Raw genomic sequence first — 19,472 nt, forward strand, 5'->3', positions numbered from 1 at the left:
CTTTAAAAATGAAGGCACGTTTAAAAATTCTCGACCGCTACCTCACTTTGTGGATTTTTCTGGCCATGCTGGCTGGTGTTTTTATGGGCTGGATAAGTCCGGGAATAGTTAATTTCTGGGATAGTCTTTCGTCGGGAACCACCAATATACCCATTGCCATTGGATTGATTGTAATGATGTATCCTCCATTGGCAAAAGTGAAATACGAAGAGTTGGGCGATGTATTTAAAAACACAAAAATTCTTGGACTTTCGTTGATACAGAACTGGATTATTGGTCCCATTTTGATGTTTATACTGGCCATTGTATTTCTGCAATTCAACATCGATTATATGTATGGGGTAATTCTCATTGGCCTTGCACGCTGCATTGCTATGGTTATCGTTTGGAACGATCTGGCCAAAGGCGATACGCAATACGCTGCGGGTTTGGTTGCTTTTAATTCCATTTTTCAGGTCTTACTTTTTTCGTTTTATGCCTACTTTTTTATTGCAGTGCTACCCGGCTGGTTTGGATTGCCTGTAAACGATTCGGTTGGTCAGATTACCATTGGCGAAATCGCCAAGAGCGTGTTCATATACCTGGGCATTCCTTTTATTGCAGGTTTTCTTACACGATTTTTTCTCATTCGACTTAAGAACAAAGACTGGTATCATAGAAAGTTTATTCCTAAAATAAGTCCGCTTACGCTTGTTGCACTGTTATTTACCATTGTGGTGATGTTCTCGCTTAAGGGCGAATACATTGTGCGTCTTCCTTTGGATGTGGTGCGAATTGCCATTCCGCTGGTCATTTATTTTGTGCTGATGTTTCTTTCATCGTTTTATTTGAGTAAGAAACTCGGTGCCAATTACGAGCAAACAGCCACCTTGTCTTTTACTGCTGCCAGCAACAATTTTGAGCTAGCTATTGCAGTGGCCATTGCGGTGTTTGGCATTAATTCAGGCGAGGCCTTTGCAGCAGTAATTGGTCCACTGGTGGAAGTGCCGGTGATGATTGCCTTGGTGAATGTATCGTTGCGTCTTAAGCGGGTGTTTAACCCAAAATAATCTACTTAAGGCGAAGGATTCGCCGAATTGTCTTTACGAGTTGGTTTAATTACCATTTAGCGTTTGTAATCAATTCCGTTTTAAAGAATTTATTACAAACGCTTAATCTATTTTGAATTTCCAATTACGCAATTTGATTTAAAGGAATTGAATAGTCATCCTTTTGAAAGAATATCAGCGCAGAAAATAATGATTTAAAGGCCTACAAACATTACTTTGAATTAGAAATCAACCGCAGTTTTTTCATAAACAGCCTCTATTACCTTGCTGGTAACAGGGGTCTGACCTTTCACATATCCCAGATCAGTCATACGAAGGTATTTGTAATTGTCTATTCCGGCCTTGTCGAGTATTTTCTTACCGCAGTCAACAGCACAACCATCAATAAGCAACAGGTTTGCTTCTTTAAACATTTCAATGGTGGGTTTTACATCGGCAGCAACTGCAGCCAGGCAATTCATTTTGCGAATTTTGTTATCGCGCAATTTACGGGCAACCAAATCAGATAGTTGGCCTAAATCGCATGCTCCCGAACAGGCTATTACGACATATTCACCATTGCCACAATGGCAAGTCTTTTGATTTTCTTTTGTTTCCATTTTAATAAGTAATTAAAAGTTAAAATATAAAGTTGAACAAATAACCTACCATCATTATTCCTGCACCAACAATCGCAATGAAAGTGAATATTAACGGGAGTTTTAACACTTTGCGAAGGATAACCATTTCAGGCAATGAGAGTCCAATTACCGACATCATAAATGCCAGTGCGGTTCCGAGTGAAGCGCCTTTTTCAATAAACACCGCAACAATGGGTACAATACCGGCAGCATTGGAATACAAGGGAATGCCAATAACAATGGAAAGTGGAATAGAATACCAAGCCGATTTTCCCATTAACGATGCCATAAAATCTTCGGGAACATAGCCGTGGGCACCAGCACCTACAAGTATTCCCAATGCTACATAAATCCAAACTTTACCAACAATTTCTCTCACAGCATCATAGCCGAGTTTAACTCGATTATTAAAACTAAGTTTTTCTTCTTCGGACACACTCTCGCCCATCTGGGTTTGATATACCCATGGTTCAACCCATTTTTCAAGTTTAAGTAAGCCAATTACCCAACCCGCCAGAATAGCAATGGCTAAGCCGGTTCCTACATAAATAGCGGCAACCTGCCAACCAAACATACCATATAAAAGAATGATGGCAACTTCGTTAATCATGGGTGCAGCTATCAGGAAAGAAAAAGTTACTCCCAATGGAACGCCCGATTCAATAAAACCTAAAAACAATGGAATGGCTGAACATGAACAAAAGGGAGTTACAATTCCCAGCATGGCAGCCATTACATTACCTGTAAATGTTTTTTTACCCTCCAGTGCTTTTCGGGTGCGTTCGGGAGTAAAATAGGTGCGAATAATTCCTACAAAAAAGATAATAAGTGTGATCAAAAGCATCACTTTTGGGAATTCAAAAACGAAGAAACGCAAGGCTTCAGTAAGGTGTTTCCCTTTTTCCAGGCCTAACGCCGTATCAATAATCCGATCGGTAAGTGGTTGCAAATAGTGATAAATTAAATACCAAACCGGTAATAGTAGTAAAGGGATTACAATTTTTTTATTCCATTTCATAATAAATAAGATTTTCATTTCGTCTAAACCCGAAACGTTTTATTAAATTTTTTTAAAAGTAAACTCTGATGATATAATAAATACCTACTAAAACGAATAACACCGCTATCATACGACGGAACCATTTTTCGAATGTTTTTACCTTATGGTAAACATGACCAATGCCCGATACTGTATAAGCAAGCACCCAGGCAAAAATGATTACCGGAATACCTGTTGCTATCGCAAAAATCACTGGAAGGTACAAACCCGAAGCACTGGCAACTGTCATCGGAACAAGCATACCGAAGTATAAGACACCACTATACGGGCAAAACGCCAGTGCAAAAACAATTCCCAATAAAATAGCATCGATATAGTTCCATGAGCTTTTATTTTCCATGCGTGAGGTTAATTTACCCATACTGGGGAAATTGATTTTGATAATACCCAACATGAAAATGCCAATGATGATGAGCAGAGGCCCAAGGAATTTTTCGCCATATCGCTGAAAGAAACCGGAGAACTGGAACTGGTCGGCTCCCAGATAAATGATTAGGGGTATAATAGTATAGGTAATTGCCCTGCCTAATGTATAAAGTAGACCATTTATAAAAACCCTGTGACGGTTTTCAATATCCTTGCTGATAAAACCAATCGCAGTGATATTCGTAGCCAGCGGACATGGGCTGATAGCTGTCATTAAACCCAGTACCAGGGCTGAAAGCCAGGGAGTGTTGCTGCTTTCAAGAATAGATGGGAAAAAGTCGTTCATTATTAGAATTTATTGTGCTAATGTGATAATATGCTAATAGGTTAATGAGTGAAATAGTCGAAGTATTTTCGTTTTAATTATTTAAGGTGCTAATGATGCCAAATTATATGCTTTGAAAAAGTCTTTAATAACTTTTAATACCATATCCTTACAAATCAGGTTCTCATTCTATTATCATTATCACATTATCACATTATCACATTATAAAATTATTGCATTAAGGGGTCAACTTTTTCCTTAATAATTGCCTTGAATTTCTCTGGATTTGAACGGGCATAAAGGAATCCTTCGTTGGTAATATCGATTTTGGTATTACCTTTTACAATTAACAATGTCTGTCCTGAAACTTTCAGTTTATCTGCAAGGGTTTTACTTGATGCATCATCAAGGTTTACTACCTGAAAGCTTACTTTTCCGCCGTAAAGGCTTTCGATATCGGCTTTGGCTTCTGCTTCAACTGTTTTGCAGGTAACACATCTTGAAGTAAAATGGAAATAATAGGCTTCGACTTTATCAGAAGTATTGGTTTTGGTTTCGTTTTTAGTTGTTTGTGCGTTGCAAGACCAACTGCCAATTATCAATGCGAGGGCAAAACTAATTTTTATTAATTGTTTCATAATATTTTATTGATTAGTTATTTAGAAAATATTGAAGACTATTTTAAATTTTCAAATTGTCACATTTTCAAATTGTCACATTTTCAAATTGATTTCATTAGTACCTGTTTTATTTCCTCAGTCGAAGGGACACGGCCTTTTATCTCTACTTTTTCGTTTACTACCAGAGCCGGAGTGCTCATAATATTGTACTTCATAATGTCTACAATGTCTTCTACCTTGGTAATCGTAGCATTTATACCATTCGCTTCTACCACCTCACGGGTCAACTTTTCAAGTGTTTTGCACTTAGGGCAACCAGTACCCAGAATTTTAATATTCATTCTATTTTCAATTTTCAAATTTTCAAATTGATTCATTTTCAAATAGTTTCTAAGATTTAAAAAACTCACCAAATATTCTTCTAGCTTCTTCCCAATTCTCGCGGTTGATACAGTATTTAATGTAGGGAGGGTTTATTTCACCCTGAATAAGCCCGGCTTTTTTTAATTCTTTTAAATGTTCAGAGAGTGTCGAACGTGCAATGGGCAATTCTTCGGCCATATCGCCACTATAGCAACATTTATTGGTGTTTTTTGCGAGGTAATCGAGTATAAAAACCCGCACAGGGTGCGACAAGGCTTTTGCATACCGGGACACTTTCTCCTGCTGGTCGGTGTAATACTTTTCTTTTATAATTTCCATTGTTTAGTATTTCGTCTAAATACGAAATAAAAGTATAAATTTTTTTTAAACTACGTTACAGAATGGATGACTTATTTTGATTTTTTTAGAATTTTTAATTGAATAGGAGATGAGTGTACAATAATTGATCTGCAATTATACTAATAGAATTATAATTATACTCAAGCGGATTTAATGTTATCTTCGGATTTCCTAACTACAATCGAGGAATTCAAACTAATTCTTTTATCACAATGTCGAATTATTTTTCTTTGAATCAATATATTAACAAGTTTATCCATTTGTCTGAAGAGGAATTTGGTGCACTTGAAAGTATTTTGACTTCAAGAAAAATTTGTAAGAAAGAGCATTTTATCGAAATCAATAAGGTGTGCACGAAGGTTATTTTTATCGACAAGGGCTATTTTCGTTTTTACCATTTCGATACAAACGGCAACGAAATTACCAGTGATTTTTATTTTGCCCCTACGTTTATTACCTCCTACACAAGTTTTATTACCGCAAGCCCTTCTTTTGTAAATGTGCAGGCAATGGAAGATATGGAGGTGCTTGAGTTTTCGAAAAACGACCTGCTGGACCTCTATAACCGATATCCAAAAATTGAACGCCTGGGGAGATTAATAGCCGAATCCATTGCCATAAATTCCGAAGAACACTTGTTTTTGCTATTGAATCAAACAGCAGAAACGCGGTACAAACGACTCCTGGAAAGATACCCGCAATATGTCAATACTATCCCCTTGCAATACATTGCCTCCTACCTGGGTATTACAAAAGAAACCTTAAGCCGGATGCGAAAAAGTCTCAGCTGATTTTTTTGATAATTGTCAAACGAAATCATTTTCAGATTGAGGTACTTTGCCTGAAAGTACTAATGTAAAACTCAATGAAAATGATTGCCTTGCACTTCTGGATATTCATCTGCGTATGTTGCTTTAATTCATGCGAAAAGGAAGAATTAATCTATATAAATGGGGATATTGAACTAAAAATTGAAACCGGTGAATATTGGTTGCACGACTTCCCTTTGTTTTTTGGATTTAATAAAAAAAATGCTCCGCAGTTTGCCATTTGGATTGAAGATACAAGGGGAAACTACCTGTCGACCGTTTTTGTTACCTATAAAACTGCTACCGAAGGATGGCAGGCAAACAAAGGCAACCGGCGAAAAGAATCCCTTCCGCACTGGTCCTATCAGCGAGGTGTGATTTATGAAGATGGCCTTTTATTGCCGACAAAAGATCAACCACTTACCGATGGAATAACCGGAGCAACACCTAAAGAAGACAAAACGATTCTTGTGAGGCCAATCAGCCTTCAAAAGCCGTTTGTAATAAAAGCTGAATTCAATCACTCGGTCGATTTTAACGATTTCTTTCCTGAAAATGCACTCGAAGGAGCAGATAATTATTCGGGCGGAAAAGAAGGAAGCGGACAGCCGGCTATTGTTTATGCCACTACTATCTATCCCGAAACCAGCAAATCGGAGCTGGAAATGATTGGTTATAGCAGTCCCGATGGAAGCAGTGGGACTCTGGAAACCAATTTTGAAGTATTGACCAGTGCCACATCCATTGTAAGTAGTATTAAAGTAACATTGAAGTAAAGACTTATGAGGAAATCAATTTTAAGTTTGGCGATTTTGCTATTGGTTAATTGCAGTTTAAAGGCACAAAACAAAAATCAACTCTCTTTGCTATCTTCTGTAAACCAGTTCGAACTGGCCTATCAGCATTCTTTAATTTCTCCTTCTCTCTGGGGTGAGGCGTATGTTGGGCTTGGTAACAGAGATGTCAACTCCCGTTTCGATGATTTCTTATCAGGACTAAGAATTGGCTACAATGCATTTTCAAACGAGAAAAACCTGATAAGCTTCAATATAGGCCTTGGTTTTTACATACCCAACAATGACTATTACAAAGCTCTCACTACAGTTTATAGTTTTGGCCTGAGATATAACCGGTTTTTAGGAAAAGCGAACAAACATTGTCTGTTTGTATGTAGCGCTTATCAATATGGCAAGCAAGACTATAAGCAGCAATACTCATCCGAAACCCTCACGCTTATTACCATCGATTATTTTGAAATAGCTCCACTTTATTTTTCTTTGGGTTACAGATATAGTTTCTAAGAGACAAGTCGCAAAAAGGCTTTTAAGTCAATCAGTTTTCGATGTTTTTAAAAGGTTTGCTTTCGCCTGTTTTCTGACTTATCTGGTCGGGGATATCGTATTTTGCCTGACGGGTTTTCCACCTTTTGGTGGCAAATTTTTGCATGTCGGTATTGGTATCTTTTTCGTCGATTATTTCAAGTCCCCGAAAGGTTTCGATAATGTATTCCATGCCTATTCTATATATGGCTTATCGCTTATAGTAGAGGCCATTTGCTGCACTCTGCATTGAATTGGAGATCAGTTTAATATTTTTAAATTTAAGGTTTTAATTGTTTATTCATCAAGCGTATGAAATTTTTTGGACCCACAACCGAACTAACAGAAATAGGCAAGTTGATTATGTCAGAAAACATTGATGCTTTGGAAAACAAAGTTTCCATGGGTTTAGACCTAAACGCAAAAGTTAAAATCACAGACCATACCGAAGTAACCCCGCTGATAATAGCACTTTGCGAAAATAAAATGAAGGTAGTTGACTGGTTACTCTCAAAAAAGGTTGACTTAAACGACAAAGATTATCCGGCTATCTTAATGGCTTGTTCCAACTGCAATGCAGAAACTATTAAAGAATTAATCAGGCGGGGTGCTGATGTAAACGCCAGACATAAAATTGGAAAATCTGCAATGAACGAAGCTTTGTATGGAAATAATTTCGAGGCAATTTCAATTTTAATTGAAAATGGCTATGATATTAAAAAGGATGGGGTTTCGTTTCGACAGGCGGTTGATAGCAGACAGCACCAGGCTGTTAAAATGTTTCTGAATTATGGAGTGGATGTGAATTACTGTGAACCCGATATGGTTTTTCCTTACAATTCTTCACCTGTACACGTGGCAGCAAAGAACAATGATTTAGAAACTGTCAAACTATTAGTGCAGCATGGTGCCGATGTTACCCGAAAAGATAACTATGGAGAACGCCCGTATAATTGCGCAGTGGAGAACAAAAATGAAGCGTTGATGGCCTTTATTAAGTCATTAGAGCCCGAAAAGTGGCACAATGAAGAACAGAAAATCTACGATTTAAAAAAATATAAAATTCCCATGGAATTGCTGGCTATTATGCGTAGCAATAATCGAAGAATAGAAATACCCGAAAATTCTTATGTGAAGTATATTATCTTCCATTCTTTGTTAGACTTAAAAGAGGTTGACTGGAAAAAGCACAAGTTTTTAGATTTGTTAAGTGAAGTCGATAATTATAGCCATGGAGGCTTCTTAGTTTGGTATCCTAAAAAGAAGTGTCTTGCTTTCGCAGATTATGAGCACGAAGAATTTAAAGAGTTGTGTAGTTTAAAAGATTTTTTTGCATTTCCATCACTACAAATTGATAAAATATTCAGCTAAGGATATTAGTCGTTTAAATGCTTAGATACCATATCTAAAAGAAAATTAGCCTTAAGTGGCTTGCTTATGTAATCGATGCAACCGGCATTGATGGCTTTTTGTTTGTCTGCAGGCATTGAATAAGCTGTTTGTGCAACAATCTTTATTGTAGGCTTAAATTTTAAAATTTGTGCGATGGCATCATAACCGGAAATATCAGGTAGGCTAATATCCATTAGTATCAAATCGATGTTTTGCTCCCGGGCAACCTCAATGGCATCTTTCCCATTTTGGACATACATTACATTTAGTTTAGTTTTAGATAGAATCTCTTTTAAATAGGCTGTATTGTATGTATCGTCTTCGACCACTAATAAAGTTTTGTTTTCGGCGAAATAACCAAAATTTGCTTGCTCTTTAATTATTTTTTTTTGCGATTCTATATGGGGGAGGGCTTTGTAAGGAATGGTAAAGTAAAAAACTGACCCTTTTTCGGGTTCCGATTCAAGCCAAATTTTTCCGCCAAGCAGATTTACAAGCCCTTTCACTATTGAAAGTCCTAATCCAGTACCTCCATATAGCCGACTATTGGAAGGATTAATTTGAACAAACCTCTCAAAAATTAATTCCTGCTTTTCCTGCGGAATTCCAACCCCTGTATCCAAAACATAAAACAACAAGGTATCAGAGTTAAAAAATTTGCACCCACATTCGATTAATCCTTCGTTGGTAAATTTGAAGGCATTACCAATAAGGTTTATGAAGATTTGCTTGAGTTTGATTGCGTCGGTTAAAAAAATCAGATTTTCGGTATCTCTGTTCAATTCCAGAAAAAATTTGATGTGGTTTTTTTTCTGTTTTTTTTGCAGTTCAGTAAAGAATGCTTTTAATTCTTCGAATAGTGAACTTAAATTACAGCTATCGGCATTTATTTTTACCTGCCCGGATTCAATTTTCGAAATATCCAGAATATCATCAATAATTACCAATAGGTCGTTGCAACGCTGGGTAATAATATTAGTAAAGTATTCGAGTTTAGCTTTGTCATGGAAACTGGGAACCAAAAATTCTGAAAAACCCATGATGGCATTCATGGGAGTGCGAATCTCGTGGCTCATGTTCTGAAGAAAGGCCGTTTTTAGACGATCGCTTTCTTCAGCTTTTTCTTTAGCTGTAATTAGTTCCTGCTTTTGGTTTACCCTTTCGGTAATGTCTCGTGCAGCTGCATAGATAAATTTATCCTTAGGATAAGCTTTCCATTCGATCCATTTGTAGCTGCCATCTTTACAGCGGTAACGATTCGTAAAGTTGTATATCTCAACTTGGTTGGCTAGCTGATTGGATGCATTAAGGGTAGATTCAATGTCGTCGGGATGAACAAATTTGATAAATTCTTGACCGATTAATTCTTCAAGAGTATAGTTTAATACATTTTCCCATTCTTTGTTTAAACGTACAAAAACTCCATTCGTGTCCGAGATGCATAACAAATCAATGGCGCACTCAAAAAAAGTATTTACCTCTTCATTTTTTTGCTTGTATAATTCTTCGGCATTTTTACGGTCGGTAATATCCATAATTATTCCATGCCAAAGTGTACTTCCATCTTCTAAAAGTTCAGGTTTGGCATTGCAAAGTCTCCATCTTTCGCCTTGTTTGGGCAAAATAACACGAAATTCGGAGTGATATTCGGTTTGATTTTTAGCCGATTCATTAATGGTTTCTACAATATAGTTAAAATCTTCGGGGTGTATCCTGGTAAAAACAGGCGATGCATCTTCCCTTACTTCATCGGAAGTCACCTCATAAATATTATACATTCCAGGGCTTGAAAAAGGAAATGCAGAGCGACCATTGGGAAATAATTGATATTGGTAAATAACACCCGGTACTTGTCTGGCAAGGTTGTTTAACAGGTTGAAACTTTTGTTCAGATCTTTTTCAATTTGTTTCCGATCAGAAATATTACGAACAAAAACTAATGCTCCGCTTTTGTTTTCAAATTTTATTGGTACCGCTGATACATCGACATCTATTGCTAAGCCATCTAATCTCAGATGTTTATATTCTGAACTTTCAACCGACATTTGCTTTTGGTTCAATTGAACAATTTTTTCTGAAACGGATTCTCTAAAATCGGGGTGAATACGGTCAAACACCATTTTACCTATTAGCTCTTGTTCGTTCTTAGCTCCATATAGTTTTATGGCAGCTTTGTTCACATAGACAAATTTCCAATCGACTTGTATAAGAATTGCTTCAGGGGCATTATCAACTAATAAACGAAATTGCAATTCGCTTTCTTCAGCCTTCTGTTTGAGATTTTTTAGTTCGCTGTTCTGGTCTTCGAGTAATTCATTCCGCTGTTTGATAATATTTTCTGCAACGAGGTTTTTTCTTTGATGTATTTTCAATAGATAATACAACAGCATAGTGGTTATTAATACATAGAAGAATCCTTTTGATACGTTCACTTTTACTAATAATTCCTTACTTAATCCAATCTGATCAACCAAAGTGTCAGAGAATAAAATCCAGGAGGCTCCTAAAAGAAGGTATATTATCGGGATTTTGTATTCAAACTTTATTTGTTTTAAAAGAGATCTCATCCGTGTTCAATTTCTTATTTTTTCTCAATCCAAAGGTTCAAGTTAATTCTACTTTAACAGATTTACAATTTTGAATATGAGTAATTTATATCACGCTGTCGTTTTAAATGCCGGTCATAAATTCTATCAATCATTTGTTCTTCGGTCATCTGTTTATAAAGTTTAAAAGTGATAAATTCTTTAATATCACGAGCCGATAGTAAAGGTAAATCATCAAAGCAATGCAATTTTTCTTTTAAAATAAATGACGAGACCAAAAAGTTTAATGCAACCTGGTGTTGCCATGCAAGCCATTTTCGTGTCTGAAACTGGTCTAGCCCGAGTATCTGTTTTGATTCTTTTATGCAATGTTCTACAAAGTACCGTTGTGCTTGCATATAGGCTATAGCTTTCTTAGTGTATTGTTCAAGATTAGCATTGGTAAAAGAATATTTTATTTCGTCCTTGCCTTCTTTGGTTTTCGTTTTACGGATAACCAGTAACCTTTGCTCTACTTGCATTTTACTGTTATTGATTATCCAAAGCTTTATAAAATGATAGTCAGCTACAAGAACTCCTTTGGCTGTATTACGAACACTAATACGCTGCCAATTTTCGTCATTTAAAGTCTGTAAATATTTTGATACACTTAATTCGTCTGTAGTTGCTTTTAATTTCTTGGGTTCACGACCCTTATTGCTTTTTCGCTCGGGAATAGCCAAGTCAGGACGTTCCAAATATATTTTTTGGTCTTTATGGATATCCAGCATGTACAGATAACCAAGCAAATCTATGCTGCTGGCAAAATCCACATCGTTACCATAATAACCATCGCCTCCAATAAAATCGAAGATGATGCCATTGGTTACTTGCTGGCGAATAATTTCTAATGCCAGTTCGAGCTTAGTTTTAAATGTTCGGTGCTTTACAGGAACGCCTGCTTTTTCGCATCTTGTCTTGTCGTCACACCAAGCCTTGGGAAGGTATAGTCGGGCATCAACCATTGATGCAAAATCCCCATTACTTAAACAAGCAAATACCGCAACCTGACTATTTGATAGTTTCCCTACATTCCCACAATATTGATGTCCAACGCCTACGCTATGGTCGCCTTTTTTTACCCAACCACTTTCATCAATAATCAATCCTGTAAGTTTTCTTTTGGGTAAAACCTGGCTTACTTCCTGGGCTACTTGATTTATCAAAACTCGATGATCCCAGTTAGACTCAGTTATAAAGTGCTGCATTTGATGGTAGTTAGCTCCCAAATCTTCGCTTATTCTTTCAATATTGCGCATCTGACTTTGTATTATTCCTAATGAATATTGCTGTGCTTTGTCAAAGAACTTCTTTGTTGAATTACAAAATACATGCTGATAATCATTAAGGTGAACACTAACTCGCTCTATTACAGAGGTCAGTGTTTTTCCATATCGATTATTATTTTTACGTTGTATTAAACATTTTTCGGAACGATAAGCCTGTTTTTCTGTGCATTGAAGATACTGAATTTCCTTGAAATATCAATGTTTACAAGGGTTTTGTTTAATCTGTTAAAGTAGAATTAACTAATTTTCATAAAAAATGGTTTAAACGAATTAATTGAAATCAATTTGTACTTGATTAAAAAAAAATGGGTTAGTATGAATGAGTGTACCCTAGAAAAGAATTTTGGTTTGCGAAGTAGTGTAATTCAATAATAATGACTGGTGGTAATTTTGCTTTTTAAATTGAAATTTGGCTGAAAGTATGAACTATAGAATTACCTCTAACTTTAAAATATATGCTAATTTAATTCTTAGTCAATAATGTATTTTTCTGTTTTAGCTTAATATTCGCCAAATCGACGACTTGTTCTTGAAAAAAAAACTCTATACGAATGGCTTAATATCAGTCTTCAATGTTTCTAACGGCTTTATTTGTTTCTGTTTTCTGACTTATCTGGTCGAGGATATCATATTTTGCCTGACGGGTTTTCCACCTTTCGCGGGCATATTTTTGCATGTCGGTAATGGTATCTTTTTCGTCAATAATTTCAAGTCCCAGCAAGGTTTCGATAATGTCTTCCATGGTTACGATTCCATCCATTCCTCCATACTCATCAACTACCAGGGAGATGTGTTCTTTTTTGGCCAACAGCTTCTCCCATAAACTAAACAGTACGATTGAATCGGGAACCACCACAATTTCGCGCTTAATGTCTTTTAGTCTTAGTTGGTGCTGGTCTTCGGCAAGCTTCTCAAATACGGTCTGACGGAACACATATCCGGTAATGTTTTCATCATTTTCAGCAAAAATAGGGATACGGGAGTATTTCAGGTATTCTTTGCTTTTGAGAAAATCGGGTAAAAGCATTTCCTCGTTGGCCATGGCCACCACCACCCTGGGGGTCATAATCTCCGATACTTTCAGGTTTTTCAGCTTAAGAAGGTTTTGTATTATTTTATGTTCTTTTTCGGTAAAAATTCCCTCGTCGGCTCCAATGCTCGCCAGGGCTGATATCTCTTCCCGGCTGGTCGATTGTTCATTATTGTTTTTCGAAAACATTCTGGTTATGATCGCCGAAAGCATTACCAGTGGATAGGCAACAAAAATCATAATACGTATGGCATAGGTAGCTGCCGGTGCAAGCCCACGCCAGTATTGTGCTCCTATTGTCTTTGGAATTATTTCTGTAAAAACAAGAATCAATATGGTTAGCATAGCAGAAATTAAACCGAAATAGGCTTCGCCAAATACTTTTACAGCCTGGGCACCTACCCCCGCTGCACCTACCGTATGGGCAACGGTATTCAGGGTTAAGATGGCCGACAGAGGTTTATCGATGGTTTTCTTCAGATTAATAAGTTGTCCTGCCCATGTATGTCCCTTTTCGTGTTTTACAACCAAAAAAGGGTGGGGGGTAGAAAGCAATACAGCTTCCATAATTGAACACAAAAAGGAAATAACAAGAGCAAGAGATAGATAGAAAAATAGAAGAAGCATTTTTTTGTTTCAAAGTTATAATTTTTGGGCTTATTTTTAAAAGTCAGTAGTTATTTCTGCCCTTTTTTACCCCATGGGCAATTAAAACACTCGATTTGTTTTCTGCTTATTTTGCTATTATTCTTAACATATGTTCATAATAAATTTGTAAATATGAACTTATGTTCATTATCTTTGCGTTCATCTTTTTTTATTGAATGTCGCGCACTCCAAAAAACAGAATCATACAGGCCTCACCAAGTTTTAGTGGGTTCAAACCTGTTGATGTAAAACGAAAAAGTGGAAATGAGGTTCGTATTAGTTTTGAAGAATACGAAGCTTTGAATCTCTGCGACTATGAATTGCTTACGCAGGCCGAGGCTGCCGAGTTGATGAAGATCTCTCGCCCAACTTTTACGCGAATTTACGAACGTGTACGTCGAAAAATTGCCCAGGCTTTTATTGAGGCTTGTCCGATTACTTTCGAAGGAGGGAATGTAGAGCTTGCTGTATGGTATACCTGCTCCCATTGTCAAATAAGGTTTACGCTTCGGGTGCCGTCTGAAAAACAATGTCCGCTGTGCGAAAACCAACAAATTATTTTAAACACCTGAAAGCATGAAAGTGGTAATTGCTGCGGCAGAGAATCGTATCAATTCATTAATTGACCAGCATTTTGGACGGTGCAAATGGTTTTATGTGTACGACACTATCAACCAGACAGGTCAATTTATAGAAAATACAAGTCATCTGCAAACAGACAGGGCAGGGTGCGATGCTGCAGAAGTTTTGATGGAGATGGGAGTGGAGATGGTCGTGGCCGGGCGTTTCGGATCGAAGGTTACCAGCATTTTTCGCAGCAAAAACATACAACAGGTTGTTATTGATAAGCCTGTAACAATTAATAATTTTATTCAACAATTAAAATAACAGATAATGAAAATTGCAGTACCCACCAGAGGAAATCTGGTTGACGACCATTTTGGTCATTGCGAAGCTTATACCGTATTCACCCTTAACGAACAAAACAAGGTTGAAAAATCGGAAATTTTACCCTCACCACAAGGTTGTGGTTGTAAGAGTAATATTGCCACAGTGTTGCGAGAGCAGGGAGTGAAAATTATGCTGGCCGGAAATATGGGCAATGGTGCGCTCAATGTGCTTAACAACCAGGGCATTCAGGTTTATCGTGGTTGTTCTGGCGATGTTAACATGTTAGTAGAAGATTTTCTAAGCAATCAGATTAAGGATTCAGGAACCGGTTGTGGTCATCACCATCATCATGAAGAGGGGCATGAATGCAAGCATTAATCCATGGAGAATAAGGATATAAAAAAGCTATACGATAGCCATTCGCTCTCGATCATGCATACTGCTGAAGAGACCATCGTAAAAGGCCAGAACCGGCTGGAAGAAATAAAGAGTTTTGCCCGTAAGGCGAATATGAAATGCATTGGCATTGCCCATTGTGTATCGTTTTCGAAAGAGGCCGAGGCTGTTAGCCAGTTTCTGTCTGACGAGTTTAAGGTTGTAAAGGTGGATTGCAAATACGGACGTCACACCAAAGAAGAAATTTTAGGGAAAGAAGGCAGTGGGATTATGTGTAACCCAGCTGGCCAGGCTGAATACCTGAAAGAAGCAGGAACAGAAATGAATTTATCGATGGGTCTCTGCGTGGGGCACGACATGGTGTTTAACAGCAAGTCAGCATCGCCCGTTACGGCATTAGCAATAAAAGATCGCGTACACAGGCAAAACCCTTTGGAAACAATTCGTGAAATTATGCCGAAAGAAGAATAAATAACCTCCAGTTTAATTGCTTAAGCTTAAAATATTTTAATTTTATTTTACATCTATGTAAAGTAAAATATTTGGTTTTACAAAAATGTAAATAGTGAAATATAAAATATTTCACTATTTACTTATATACAGCACGTTACAACAGTGGCACAATGCTTGGTTGCCAAAAAAAGAATATTCACTTCAATTTTGTTTAAAATGAAATTAAGCGCACGCAATCAACTAAAAGGTAAAATTTTAAAAGTAGAAGAGGGTTTGATTACAGCCAAGGTGGTACTCGATTTGGGAAACGACAATATTATATCGGCTATTATTTCAAAAGATGCCATTGCCGACCTGGATTTGAAACCAGGAAAAACAGCCTTTGCAGTAATTAAATCGACTGAGGTGATAATTGGCACGCCTTGCGACTGCAAGAACGATAACTGTAATTGCCATTAGCAATGATTGAAGTCGATTGCCAAATATCCATCAATAAAAGCGGTAGTTGTTTTTTAGACCCTGTTAAAACAGAATTACTTCAGGAAATTATAAAATCGGGTAGTTTGAGGGCTGCAGCCATTCAACTTAAAATTTCATATCAACATGCCTGGAATATGATTGATGAAATGAATCGTGTGGCCCCCGAGCCAATGATTATAAAGCATCGTGGTGGGTTAAAAGGTGGTGGTACCGAAATTTCGGCTTATGGCCAAAGAATACTCAAAGAATATAAACAGATTGAAGCAATGATAATGAAAATGGTAAGCCAGATTAATGCAGAAATAAACCTTTGATTTTTTTTGCCCTTCGTTATCTATTATTGTGTATATCGAAAAAATAGAAAAGATGCAAACCGAGATTATTTACCGATCCATAGGTGTAATAAAAACACCTTATAAAAGAATTGCCGATATGCCCATTCAACCAAAAGGGGCACAGGGCATAGAGGGAATTGTGGAGCTTATAGAAGAGTTTACACCAGGGCTTATAGACCTTGAAGGCTTTTCGCACATTATTTTACTATACCATTTCCATATGGTTAAAGGGTATAATCTTTCGGTAGTGCCTTTTATGGACAACAAGCCCCATGGCATTTTTGCCACCCGTGCGCCTGTTCGTTCCAACAGCATTGGCATATCTATAGTAAAACTTAAAAAGGTAGAGGACAACCAGGTTTATTTCGAAGGTGCCGACATGCTCAACGACACTCCACTTATTGATATTAAACCTTATTTTCCAAAATACGATAGCCTGAACAATGCATCAGGGGGCTGGTTGGAGGAAAAGGGTAACATTGAAATTTCAAAAATGAAATCGGACGGAAGGTTCGATACAGCAAAACCCGAAACTAAATAGGTGCGAATGATTTGGAAGTTCCGGGTGATTAATGGTGAATTTTTGACCTTTAATTGAATAAAATGAGAAAACACTACCTCATTTCTTGCCTGTCTTTTTTAACCCTGATTCCCTTTTTCGATGTCTTTGGGCAAACCACGCTGATTGATGCCGAGTTTAGGCCACGATTGGAGTATCGCGAAGGGTTCCGAAAACCATTGGTCGATACATTAAGTCCTATGCTTGTTACCGTGCAGCGTACCCGGTTAAACTTTGAATACAGCAGTGCCCTTTTAAACGCACGCCTGTCCATACAAGATGCCCATGTGTGGGGCAACAGTAACACAAAAACCAACGCATCGCTTCTTTCGTTGTATGAAGCTTGGTTCGAGTATTTGATAACTTCTGGTGTATCGGTAAAGGCTGGCCGCCAGCCTTTAAGATACGACGATAACCGTATTTTTGCCTCCCCCAACTGGAGTTCCACGGGCATTGTGCACGATTTACTTCTGCTTCAATACAAAACTACCCTTCTTCAGGTTCATTCTGGTTTTGCCTACAATAATGCGAAAGATACCCTTGTCGATATAGCCTATTCTTATGCCAACATAAATACATATAAATATATGGCCTTTGGATGGGTTTCTGTTCAGCCATTTAAAAATACAAGTTTTTCGACTATGCTGCTCGCCGAGGGTTTTGAGAACCCCACGAACTATGAAACTAATTATGGTCGATTTACGCTTGGGACTTATTTGAATTATGAGTCTGATTTATTTCCATTGTCGGGTTCGATCACCGCCCATTTTCAACAAGGCAACGATATGATAAAAACTGTTTCATCAGGAGGCTATGCAAAACTTATTGCTCATTTTTATGCATCAAAAGCATCATACGAATTTGCATATAAGTATACGGCAACGCTGGGCATCGATTTTTATTCAGGTTCTGCAACCACCATCGATGCCAATAAATCGAACACTTACAACCGATTATATGGTGCCTTGCACAATTATAACGGTTACATGGAATATTATACAAAATTACCCGCGCAGGGTTTGGTCAACTATTATGGAAGCTTTAATTATTTCTACTTTAACAGATTTACAATTTTGAATATGAGTAATTTATATCACGCTGTCGTTTTAAATGCCGGTCATAAATTCTATCAATCATTTGTTCTTCGGTCATCTGTTTATAAAGTTTAAAAGTGATAAATTCTTTAATATCACGAGCCGATAGTAAAGGTAAATCATCAAAGCAATGCAATTTTTCTTTTAAAATAAATGACGAGACCAAAAAGTTTAATGCAACCTGGTGTTGCCATGCAAGCCATTTTCGTGTCTGAAACTGGTCTAGCCCGAGTATCTGTTTTGATTCTTTTATGCAATGTTCTACAAAGTACCGTTGTGCTTGCATATAGGCTATAGCTTTCTTAGTGTATTGTTCAAGATTAGCATTGGTAAAAGAATATTTTATTTCGTCCTTGCCTTCTTTGGTTTTCGTTTTACGGATAACCAGTAACCTTTGCTCTACTTGCATTTTACTGTTATTGATTATCCAAAGCTTTATAAAATGATAGTCAGCTACAAGAACTCCTTTGGCTGTATTACGAACACTAATACGCTGCCAATTTTCGTCATTTAAAGTCTGTAAATATTTTGATACACTTAATTCGTCTGTAGTTGCTTTTAATTTCTTGGGTTCACGACCCTTATTGCTTTTTCGCTCGGGAATAGCCAAGTCAGGACGTTCCAAATATATTTTTTGGTCTTTATGGATATCCAGCATGTACAGATAACCAAGCAAATCTATGCTGCTGGCAAAATCCACATCGTTACCATAATAACCATCGCCTCCAATAAAATCGAAGATGATGCCATTGGTTACTTGCTGGCGAATAATTTCTAATGCCAGTTCGAGCTTAGTTTTAAATGTTCGGTGCTTTACAGGAACGCCTGCTTTTTCGCATCTTGTCTTGTCGTCACACCAAGCCTTGGGAAGGTATAGTCGGGCATCAACCATTGATGCAAAATCCCCATTACTTAAACAAGCAAATACCGCAACCTGACTATTTGATAGTTTCCCTACATTCCCACAATATTGATGTCCAACGCCTACGCTATGGTCGCCTTTTTTTACCCAACCACTTTCATCAATAATCAATCCTGTAAGTTTTCTTTTGGGTAAAACCTGGCTTACTTCCTGGGCTACTTGATTTATCAAAACTCGATGATCCCAGTTAGACTCAGTTATAAAGTGCTGCATTTGATGGTAGTTAGCTCCCAAATCTTCGCTTATTCTTTCAATATTGCGCATCTGACTTTGTATTATTCCTAATGAATATTGCTGTGCTTTGTCAAAGAACTTCTTTGTTGAATTACAAAATACATGCTGATAATCATTAAGGTGAACACTAACTCGCTCTATTACAGAGGTCAGTGTTTTTCCATATCGATTATTATTTTTACGTTGTATTAAACATTTTTCGGAACGATAAGCCTGTTTTTCTGTGCATTGAAGATACTGAATTTCCTTGAAATATCAATGTTTACAAGGGTT

24 protein-coding genes are annotated in these 19,472 nt (G+C 37.2%); 13 read left to right on the forward strand and 11 right to left on the reverse strand.

Going from position 1 to position 19,472, the window contains the following annotated elements:
* The first annotated feature begins 8 nt into the window (after positions 1-8).
* On the forward strand, positions 9-1,049 hold the full coding sequence (arsB, locus tag IPM71_15230) for an ACR3 family arsenite efflux transporter (protein ID QQS50915.1): 1,041 nt from the start codon (positions 9-11) through the stop codon (positions 1,047-1,049).
* Between the two features lie 221 nt (positions 1,050-1,270).
* Here the strand turns inward: arsB and IPM71_15235 are convergent, their stop codons facing one another.
* From IPM71_15235 to IPM71_15260, 6 genes are all read right to left on the reverse strand, one after another.
* The gene (locus IPM71_15235; GenBank protein ID QQS50916.1) at positions 1,271-1,648 is read right to left on the reverse strand and encodes a putative zinc-binding protein; all 378 of its coding nucleotides are present in this window, start codon (positions 1,646-1,648) and stop codon (positions 1,271-1,273) included.
* Positions 1,649-1,667: 19 nt separating this feature from the next.
* The gene (locus IPM71_15240) at positions 1,668-2,687 is read right to left on the reverse strand and encodes a permease (GenBank protein ID QQS50917.1); all 1,020 of its coding nucleotides are present in this window, start codon (positions 2,685-2,687) and stop codon (positions 1,668-1,670) included.
* Between the two features lie 52 nt (positions 2,688-2,739).
* Entirely contained in the window at positions 2,740-3,441 is a 702-nt protein-coding gene (locus tag IPM71_15245) for a sulfite exporter TauE/SafE family protein (protein ID QQS50918.1), read from the reverse strand.
* 209 nt (positions 3,442-3,650) lie between these two features.
* Positions 3,651-4,058 carry a hypothetical protein gene (locus IPM71_15250; protein ID QQS50919.1) on the reverse strand — a complete coding sequence of 136 codons (408 nt, stop codon included), beginning with the start codon at positions 4,056-4,058 and terminating at the stop codon, positions 3,651-3,653.
* Between the two features lie 83 nt (positions 4,059-4,141).
* Positions 4,142-4,381 (reverse strand): TM0996/MTH895 family glutaredoxin-like protein, encoded by a 240-nt coding sequence (locus tag IPM71_15255; GenBank protein ID QQS50920.1) that lies wholly within the window; start codon positions 4,379-4,381, stop codon positions 4,142-4,144.
* A 49-nt stretch (positions 4,382-4,430) separates the two neighbouring features.
* Entirely contained in the window at positions 4,431-4,742 is a 312-nt protein-coding gene (locus tag IPM71_15260; protein QQS50921.1) for a winged helix-turn-helix transcriptional regulator, read from the reverse strand.
* Between the two features lie 233 nt (positions 4,743-4,975).
* On the opposite strand from IPM71_15260, the gene IPM71_15265 reads away from it, so the two are divergent.
* From IPM71_15265 to IPM71_15275, 3 genes are all read left to right on the forward strand, one after another.
* Positions 4,976-5,554, forward strand: a complete 579-nt coding sequence (locus tag IPM71_15265; protein ID QQS50922.1) for a Crp/Fnr family transcriptional regulator — start codon at positions 4,976-4,978, stop codon at positions 5,552-5,554.
* 74 nt (positions 5,555-5,628) lie between these two features.
* Positions 5,629-6,348 carry a hypothetical protein gene (locus IPM71_15270; protein ID QQS50923.1) on the forward strand — a complete coding sequence of 240 codons (720 nt, stop codon included), beginning with the start codon at positions 5,629-5,631 and terminating at the stop codon, positions 6,346-6,348.
* A gap of 87 nt (positions 6,349-6,435) precedes the next feature.
* On the forward strand, positions 6,436-6,873 hold the full coding sequence (locus IPM71_15275) for a hypothetical protein (GenBank protein ID QQS50924.1): 438 nt from the start codon (positions 6,436-6,438) through the stop codon (positions 6,871-6,873).
* Positions 6,874-6,904: 31 nt separating this feature from the next.
* Here IPM71_15275 and IPM71_15280 read toward each other — a convergent pair whose 3' ends face one another.
* The gene (locus tag IPM71_15280) at positions 6,905-7,084 is read right to left on the reverse strand and encodes a hypothetical protein (GenBank protein ID QQS50925.1); all 180 of its coding nucleotides are present in this window, start codon (positions 7,082-7,084) and stop codon (positions 6,905-6,907) included.
* A 119-nt stretch (positions 7,085-7,203) separates the two neighbouring features.
* Here IPM71_15280 and IPM71_15285 point away from each other — a divergent pair, with 119 nt between their 5' ends.
* Positions 7,204-8,262, forward strand: coding sequence for an ankyrin repeat domain-containing protein (locus tag IPM71_15285; protein QQS50926.1), 1,059 nt, complete (start codon positions 7,204-7,206; stop codon positions 8,260-8,262).
* Positions 8,263-8,267: 5 nt separating this feature from the next.
* Here IPM71_15285 and IPM71_15290 read toward each other — a convergent pair whose 3' ends face one another.
* The 3 genes from IPM71_15290 to IPM71_15300 form a co-directional block, all read right to left on the reverse strand.
* Positions 8,268-10,850 carry a PAS domain S-box protein gene (locus IPM71_15290; protein QQS50927.1) on the reverse strand — a complete coding sequence of 861 codons (2,583 nt, stop codon included), beginning with the start codon at positions 10,848-10,850 and terminating at the stop codon, positions 8,268-8,270.
* A gap of 62 nt (positions 10,851-10,912) precedes the next feature.
* Positions 10,913-12,127, reverse strand: a complete 1,215-nt coding sequence (locus tag IPM71_15295) for an IS701 family transposase (GenBank protein QQS52854.1) — start codon at positions 12,125-12,127, stop codon at positions 10,913-10,915.
* 592 nt (positions 12,128-12,719) lie between these two features.
* Complete coding sequence (locus IPM71_15300) at positions 12,720-13,814, reverse strand: HlyC/CorC family transporter (GenBank protein QQS50928.1); 1,095 nt, start codon at positions 13,812-13,814, stop codon at positions 12,720-12,722.
* 197 nt (positions 13,815-14,011) lie between these two features.
* On the opposite strand from IPM71_15300, the gene IPM71_15305 reads away from it, so the two are divergent.
* The 8 genes from IPM71_15305 (at position 14,012) to IPM71_15340 (ending at position 18,118) form a co-directional block, all read left to right on the forward strand.
* A complete protein-coding gene (locus IPM71_15305; protein QQS50929.1) occupies positions 14,012-14,407 on the forward strand; it encodes a DUF134 domain-containing protein in 396 nt (131 codons plus the stop codon).
* 4 nt (positions 14,408-14,411) lie between these two features.
* Complete coding sequence (locus IPM71_15310; GenBank protein QQS50930.1) at positions 14,412-14,723, forward strand: hypothetical protein; 312 nt, start codon at positions 14,412-14,414, stop codon at positions 14,721-14,723.
* A gap of 6 nt (positions 14,724-14,729) precedes the next feature.
* Positions 14,730-15,104, forward strand: coding sequence for a NifB/NifX family molybdenum-iron cluster-binding protein (locus IPM71_15315; protein ID QQS50931.1), 375 nt, complete (start codon positions 14,730-14,732; stop codon positions 15,102-15,104).
* Between the two features lie 3 nt (positions 15,105-15,107).
* Complete coding sequence (locus IPM71_15320; GenBank protein ID QQS50932.1) at positions 15,108-15,593, forward strand: DUF1847 domain-containing protein; 486 nt, start codon at positions 15,108-15,110, stop codon at positions 15,591-15,593.
* 198 nt (positions 15,594-15,791) lie between these two features.
* A complete protein-coding gene (locus IPM71_15325; protein ID QQS50933.1) occupies positions 15,792-16,034 on the forward strand; it encodes a TOBE domain-containing protein in 243 nt (80 codons plus the stop codon).
* A gap of 2 nt (positions 16,035-16,036) precedes the next feature.
* On the forward strand, positions 16,037-16,369 hold the full coding sequence (locus tag IPM71_15330; GenBank protein ID QQS50934.1) for a LysR family transcriptional regulator: 333 nt from the start codon (positions 16,037-16,039) through the stop codon (positions 16,367-16,369).
* 52 nt (positions 16,370-16,421) lie between these two features.
* On the forward strand, positions 16,422-16,931 hold the full coding sequence (gene tsaA, locus IPM71_15335; protein QQS50935.1) for a tRNA (N6-threonylcarbamoyladenosine(37)-N6)-methyltransferase TrmO: 510 nt from the start codon (positions 16,422-16,424) through the stop codon (positions 16,929-16,931).
* Between the two features lie 62 nt (positions 16,932-16,993).
* On the forward strand, positions 16,994-18,118 hold the full coding sequence (locus tag IPM71_15340) for an alginate export family protein (GenBank protein QQS50936.1): 1,125 nt from the start codon (positions 16,994-16,996) through the stop codon (positions 18,116-18,118).
* Here the strand turns inward: IPM71_15340 and IPM71_15345 are convergent.
* Positions 18,015-19,229: an IS701 family transposase gene (locus IPM71_15345; protein ID QQS52855.1), complete on the reverse strand. Its 1,215-nt coding sequence runs from the start codon at positions 19,227-19,229 to the stop codon at positions 18,015-18,017. The two genes, IPM71_15340 and IPM71_15345, sit on opposite strands and share 104 nt — an antisense overlap.
* Positions 19,230-19,472: the final 243 nt, after the last annotated feature.

This window comes from Bacteroidota bacterium (assembly GCA_016699695.1).
Classification (GTDB): domain Bacteria; phylum Bacteroidota; class Bacteroidia; order Bacteroidales; family UBA10428; genus UBA10428.